Origin of the sequence: Bradyrhizobium sp. CCBAU 11386 (assembly GCF_028128955.1) — a bacterium.
Lineage (GTDB): Bacteria > Pseudomonadota > Alphaproteobacteria > Rhizobiales > Xanthobacteraceae > Bradyrhizobium.
This window is the reverse complement of record NZ_LBKA01000133.1, coordinates 1-5,645: the sequence shown is the minus strand read 5'-3', so window position 1 is coordinate 5,645 and position 5,645 is coordinate 1. Positions and strand designations below refer to the sequence as shown.

Here is a 5,645-nt window from a genome sequence, read left to right as displayed (position 1 = left end):
CCCCAAAACTGTACCGCCTGGCGCCGCTCGCACCATTGTCTAAGATCAAGTGCGCGGATACGAGTTGGTCTTCAATCAGAGGCCGGCCAACGCGCCAATGCGGTTCCTTGCCCTTGGGATTGAGCTCCGGGACGTAGTGTCGGTTCAGCGCCCGCATGACCGATACGGGCGAGCATGGTCGGGCCGTTGCGCTCGGCGACCAGGAGCAGGGCTTCCATCGCCGCGCGCCACTCGGGCGCATTATGCTCTTTCTTCGGCAGCCCAGCGATGTACTCGCCGGCCTCGCGCAGCGTGGCTAGGCTGCGACCGTCGATCCTGATCGGCTCCAAGGGAGCCCCCAGCCCGCCTTCATCAGGTCTGCTTCACGCTGTCCGCGATTGCGCGTTCAACTTCTGAGGCGAGAACCGACAGGTGTTCAGCCAGCCTCGTAAAAAGTTCTCGTTTCTTCGGGTCGGTCGCCAGGTCACGGATGAGGGCGCACTCCGCCGCTTCTGTGCGGAGCTTTTCCAACTGAGCCTGCATGTCTTTCATTGCGATCAGTTCCGTTCCCGAGCGGGAACGATACCGCTTGTGTGCGAAAGCGGACAGACCTGATTGCCAGTTTTTCCTAAGCTGGGGATGCTTAGCGACCCATTACCGCCAAGCAAACCTCCAACGGTCCCAGCATAGGGGTATGCTGGGACCGTTTTTATTGGGCCTCAGCCTTGCAGCCGCACGAAGGTCCCGCTCTCGTGCAGCTCGAGCCAACCTTTCTCGACCGCGTAGCGAATGCCGGCGCCGAATTCCGCGCCCGTCGCGTTGCAGCCATTCTTGGAGAGGAACGGCGCGTTGATCTTCTCGATGTGAATGCGCCCATTGACGGGCTCGACGCCGGCGGCGAGCTCGAGGAGCTTGCGCGCGGCGGCTTGCGGATCTGCGAAGGGGCGGGTCTCGACGTGCTTCATGCGCCGGCGCCGGCGAGCTTGTCGCGCTCGATGCAACGGCCCAGGTCATTGGCGCTGTGGGGGCCGCTCACGAGGAGTCAGCGCACATGCGCTTTCGTCCTCTGGCAGCCGCGCGGATTTCCTGGTGCCTTCGGCGGCGCGGTTTGCCCGTCTCCAGAGGTGCGGCCGACCTGCAGGCGGCTCGTGGTGCAGGGACGATCCAGCCTTCGGCAGAGATCGCTGATCAGATCGGCGAAGGTGTCGCACCTGAATTGGCCGAAGACGCGGTTAGAGATCCGGAGCGTGCCGTCTCTAGTCTTGGGCAGGCTCGCCATCGGAAGCAGGAAGTAGTCCTTCACCGCGCTGTTGCGGGCATCCAGCCTGATGATCAGGACGAGGTCCGATTTCCGGTACTTGAGCCGCTGAATTTCCCATCGCGGACTGGGACCAGGGTAATGTTCGCCATCCGAAACGACCCGTGCCAGGGTCACTGAAGCGGTCACGGTGCTGCTGATCGTCAGCAGGCGAAGTTCGTGAAGGAACGAGATGCTGACGTGACGCCGTTCGACCTCAGCGACGATGTCCTCGACGACCGCGGAGATCAGGCGGTCCGCCTTGGCGGCGGTCTCCTGGAAGCAGTAGCGAGGCTTGGGTTCAAAACCGACCTGCCTGAACGCGGCGGCCAGCGATCCGAAACGTTGGGCATAGGTCTTGTAGTGCGGGATGCCCTTCGTCATCATCATGAGCTTCAGCGACAGATGGCCCTTCTTGCGGTACAAAACGGTAAGTCGATCCAGCATTTCCCCGTCTGTCAGAGTTCGACCGTACTCGACCTCCTGGAGGCGTCGTTGCGCCTTCGCGAACAGTTTCGGCGCGATGATCGGCCTGAAGGCGTCGTCGCGGCGAACCCACATGTCCGGTGGGTTGCTGACCTGCTTCTCTCCTAGCTTCTGGGATCGCCGGTTGAAAACAAGATTCCCGATATAGGCCTCGTTCTTGAGCGTGTTGCTGATCGTCAGCGACGTCCACGGTTTGCCGCGGGCATTGCGAATGCCCTTGGCGTTGAGCTCGATGGCAATCTGCGTTCTGCTTTTCTTTTCGTCGGCGAACGCGTTGAATATCCGGCGTATGACTCTCTGCTCCGACGCCGGACCGGGAACGAGGACAATGCGCTCGTTCTTCAGGTTCTTGCGCTGGCCGTGTTGAAGGACGCCTTTCGGTTTGCCGGCTTCATTGAGCAGCATGCGACGCAGCCCGTAACCGGCCGGGCCGCCGCGCCAGTAGCCCAGCGTAACGACGTGACACTGGCCCTGGAATACCTTCTTGGATAGCTGTTTGCTGTAGTCTGCCGCCGCGACGCGCTTGATGTTCTTCAGGACGATGGAGGCAAGGCTATCGTCGTTCTCGAAGTCATCGGCACAATAGTGCACGCGAATACCGGCGCGCTTGCAGATGAACTCGTAATAGGCGCTTTCGTCGACATCCTGGAACCGTCCCCACCTTGTGATGTCGTAGACCAGGACGCAGTCGAAATCCGCGCGACCCAGCTGGACATCCCGGATGAGCTCCTGCAACCCCTCGCGCCCGGCAATCCGAAGTCCGCTGCGGCCCGGGTCGGCGTAGGTGTGTACGATGGTGAGATGCCGTCGCGCAGCATAGGCCACGATCGCGGCTGCCTGGTTATCCAGCGAGTACTTCTGAGCATCTGTCGACATGCGCACATATTGCGCTGCGCGATCAACGCAAGGACGCTTCGCCGGACCTCTACTGACGACGAGAGAATTCTTCATCGACCCAGCCCGAGAGATCCGAGGACCTTAGCAGCTAATGGGGGCAGGGGGCCTCGCGGGCCTGCTCAAAGATTGTTTCAGGGGCGTGCCAACTGGACTATGCCGACACGCGATTGCGAGATGGCGCTCGACAGCTAGGCGGGTGTACTCATAAGTCCGCGACGTCCGCTTGTTGCCCAACAGCGGCGCAGAATCGAACATTGCGCGAGGTCCGAGAAGGGCCAACAGCGGAAGTCGCGAGATCTCAGAGAACGCATCAGAGGCTCGTTTCTGCCGACGGCATGCCCCACACGTCGTGTCACACAGCGGATATGGTTCGGTCTTGCAGGCGAGCCCTGAGACGGGCCTTGGTTTCATGATCGCAGAACGCAGCCTCGATGGCGGTTGCAGAGATTGTGTCTCTGGTAAGGGGCGGGCCCATGCGTTCGGCGCGCTCGTACTCCAGGCGTAGGTCGGTATTGAAGAAGCCCGGGTCGTCGGTGCCCAGCACAATTGCGCACCCGGCGTCCGTTAGGCTCCGTATAGGATGCTTCGCTACCGACGGGTAGAGACCAAGCGCGAGATTGCTACCGAGACAGATTTCAAGAGGGATCTGCGCATCGGCCAACTGTCTCGTCACATCGGGGGATTCGATTGCGCGCACACCGTGTCCCACCCTGTCGAGTCTGAGGGCGTCGATGGCCTCGATGATCGTCTCGGCCGGACGATGTTCGCCGGCGTGCGCTGTCGCCCGGAGGCCTTCGCTGCGAGCGATGTGGAATGCCTCGGTGAACTCGTTTGCCGAGTGTACGTTCTCATTGCCAGTCAGCCCGAACCCAACGAGAATGTCGGCGCGGACTGACGTAGCCATGCGGGCGGCCTGGACTGCGGCCTCCGGACCGAGATGGCGCACGGCAGTGGCAATGAGGGAGGAGTAGATGCCCCATTGTTCTGATGCACGTTCGGCTGCTGACTGCAGCGCGCGTAACTGATCGTGGAACGGTACTCCCGTGCGCGCAAGGTCCGGCGGTGAGAGCATGAATTCGACATAGGCACCGCCGATGGCGGCGCAGCGACGGAGGTAGGAACAAGCGACTTCCTCGAGATCAGCTGCGCTCCTCACGACAGAGGTCACTAGGTCGTATGCGCGTAGGAACGATTCAAAGTCGTGCCAGCCGTAGCGTCCGGCCAAGTGCGCGGCGTCGGGAACATCAGCTCCGTTGCGCTCGGCAAGAGACAGTATTGTTTCGCGGATGAGCGTCCCCCGCAGGTGGACATGGAGATCGACAAGCATGGCTGGTAGCGATAGGACTGTTTCCGGAAGTGGGGCGAGAAATACGGGATGCGGATAAGGTTTCTTTCGAAGAACAAGTACAAGATCGCTGAAGCGAAAACTATCCTTGCACCGCTGGGTGTAGAGGTGATTCCCGTCGCGGTTACCATCAACGAGCTCCAGGCGAGCGAGGTAGGCGTGATAGTTAGAGACAAAGTCCTGCGGGCCTTCGGCCAGATCGGGCACAGGCTGTTTGTCGAGCAGACCTGCCTCTACCTAGATGCATTGCACAGGTTTCCTGGCGGCCTGACACAGCCTTTCTGGGACGCCCTAGGGGCCGATCGATTCAGCGAGCTGTTTGGCCGAGGAGATCGGCTCGCAGTGACAGCTGAAACGTGGATCGGTTATTGCGATGGTCGGAAGGTCCATCAATTCCAGGGGGAGATCAAGGGGACCGTTGCGCCCGAGCCTCGTGGCAACCGCGACTTTCAATGGGATTGCGTCTTCGTTCCAGATGGCCACGACGAAACTTTCGCGGAGATGGGCGAGCGGAAGAACGAGATATCCATGCGGCGCATCGCCCTGAATCGCTTCGCGGACCATCTGAGGGAGGCGGCAAATGCTTGACCTACTCGCCCGAGACATCCGCGATCGAAGGGTTATTCTGTTTGTGGGTTCAGGTCTGTCTAGGCCTCTTGGGCTACCGTCATGGGAGCAGCTCATCAAGCATATGGCCGATGAACTCGGCTTCGATCCCGACGTTCTCGTTGGCCCAAGCGCAGATTATCTCCAAGTCGCAGAATTCTATAAGCTGCGCAAAGGGAGCATCGGTGACCTGCGCAGCTGGATGGACAAGAACTGGAACGTGTCGGAGGAGCGGCTTCGTGAGTCGAAGTTGCACAAGCAGATCATCGATCTCGGATTTCCGCTCATCTATACGACGAACTATGACAACAACCTCGAGCGGGCATTCGAGCTCCACGGAAGAGAGGTTTCAAAGATCGCGTCCGTAGTCGACATCGCCGCTGCAAAGGCGGACCGTCCGCACGTTGTTAAGTTCCATGGCGACTTCTCGGACGACAACTCGCTCGTTATTACGGAGACAGACTACTTCGAGCGGCTCGAATTCGAATCTCCGCTAGACCTGCGGCTGCGGTCAGACGTGCTAGGCCGCACCATCTTATTCGTTGGCTACAGCCTCAAGGACCTGAACCTTCGGCTCCTCCTCTATAAACTTAAGCGCACTTGGGACGGTACCGCATATGCGAAGAGGCGACCCCGGTCTTTCATATTCTTGCTGCGTCCAGATGCTGTTCAGGAGGAAGTTCTCGAGAGTCGCGGGGTTTCACCCATCGTGTCTGACGCCGTCGACCCAGGGGACGCGCTCCCCGATTTTTTCGATCGACTGCTAGATATGGTCCGCCGTACCGGTTGACCCTGACCCGAAACATGTCTGGTCCATCCGGACGAAGCTCCAAGGTCTAAGGTCGACACCGTGATTTGGCGTTGTGGCCTTAGCCGAAGTCGATTGAGCGCGTGTCATGTCGGCTGTCAGGGGTAAACCGGACGCCGATCCAAATTGGCGTCCACCGCTGCTTTTGACCCAAGGCGGACTTTACGAAGCCCCCGCCTGAGCAGGGCTACACTCAACTTCGCTTGCTGGAAACAAGGCGATCTCTT

The 5,645-nt window shown here is 60.1% G+C and carries 7 protein-coding genes; 2 read left to right on the top strand and 5 right to left on the bottom strand.

All coding sequences use genetic code 11. From position 1 onward, the window contains the following. Window positions 1-71: 71 nt before the first annotated feature. From XI09_RS09070 to add, 5 genes are all read right to left on the bottom strand, one after another. Window positions 72-329 carry a hypothetical protein gene (locus tag XI09_RS09070; RefSeq protein WP_333939060.1) on the bottom strand — a complete coding sequence of 86 codons (258 nt, stop codon included), beginning with the start codon at window positions 327-329 and terminating at the stop codon, window positions 72-74. Between the two features lie 22 nt (window positions 330-351). After that, complete coding sequence (locus XI09_RS09065; RefSeq protein WP_271566534.1) at window positions 352-531, bottom strand: hypothetical protein; 180 nt, start codon at window positions 529-531, stop codon at window positions 352-354. Window positions 532-698: 167 nt separating this feature from the next. Beyond that, on the bottom strand, window positions 699-944 hold the full coding sequence (locus XI09_RS09060; protein ID WP_271566533.1) for a hypothetical protein: 246 nt from the start codon (window positions 942-944) through the stop codon (window positions 699-701). A 77-nt stretch (window positions 945-1,021) separates the two neighbouring features. Next, window positions 1,022-2,713, bottom strand: a complete 1,692-nt coding sequence (locus XI09_RS09055) for a recombinase family protein (RefSeq protein ID WP_271566532.1) — start codon at window positions 2,711-2,713, stop codon at window positions 1,022-1,024. 298 nt (window positions 2,714-3,011) lie between these two features. Then, window positions 3,012-3,986, bottom strand: coding sequence for an adenosine deaminase (gene add / locus XI09_RS09050; protein ID WP_271566531.1), 975 nt, complete (start codon window positions 3,984-3,986; stop codon window positions 3,012-3,014). Between the two features lie 48 nt (window positions 3,987-4,034). Here add and XI09_RS09045 point away from each other — a divergent pair, with 48 nt between their 5' ends. Both XI09_RS09045 and XI09_RS09040 read left to right on the top strand, forming a co-directional pair. Further along, window positions 4,035-4,592 (top strand): non-canonical purine NTP pyrophosphatase, encoded by a 558-nt coding sequence (locus tag XI09_RS09045; protein WP_271566530.1) that lies wholly within the window; start codon window positions 4,035-4,037, stop codon window positions 4,590-4,592. Then, on the top strand, window positions 4,585-5,400 hold the full coding sequence (locus XI09_RS09040) for an SIR2 family protein (RefSeq protein WP_271566529.1): 816 nt from the start codon (window positions 4,585-4,587) through the stop codon (window positions 5,398-5,400). Before XI09_RS09045 ends, XI09_RS09040 begins: the two co-directional genes overlap by 8 nt. Window positions 5,401-5,645 lie beyond the last annotated feature (245 nt).

Excerpts from the sequence above, each read along its gene's own strand:
- XI09_RS09055 (WP_271566532.1), bottom strand. The coding sequence starts at position 2,713 with ATGAAGAATTCTCTCGTCGTCAGTAGAGGTCCGGCGAAGCGTCCTTGC.
- XI09_RS09065 (WP_271566534.1), bottom strand. The coding sequence starts at position 531 with ATGAAAGACATGCAGGCTCAGTTGGAAAAGCTCCGCACAGAAGCGGCG.
- add (WP_271566531.1), bottom strand. The coding sequence starts at position 3,986 with ATGCTTGTCGATCTCCATGTCCACCTGCGGGGGACGCTCATCCGCGAA.
- XI09_RS09045 (WP_271566530.1), top strand. The coding sequence starts at position 4,035 with ATGCGGATAAGGTTTCTTTCGAAGAACAAGTACAAGATCGCTGAAGCG.
- XI09_RS09060 (WP_271566533.1), bottom strand. The coding sequence starts at position 944 with ATGAAGCACGTCGAGACCCGCCCCTTCGCAGATCCGCAAGCCGCCGCG.
- XI09_RS09040 (WP_271566529.1), top strand. The coding sequence starts at position 4,585 with ATGCTTGACCTACTCGCCCGAGACATCCGCGATCGAAGGGTTATTCTG.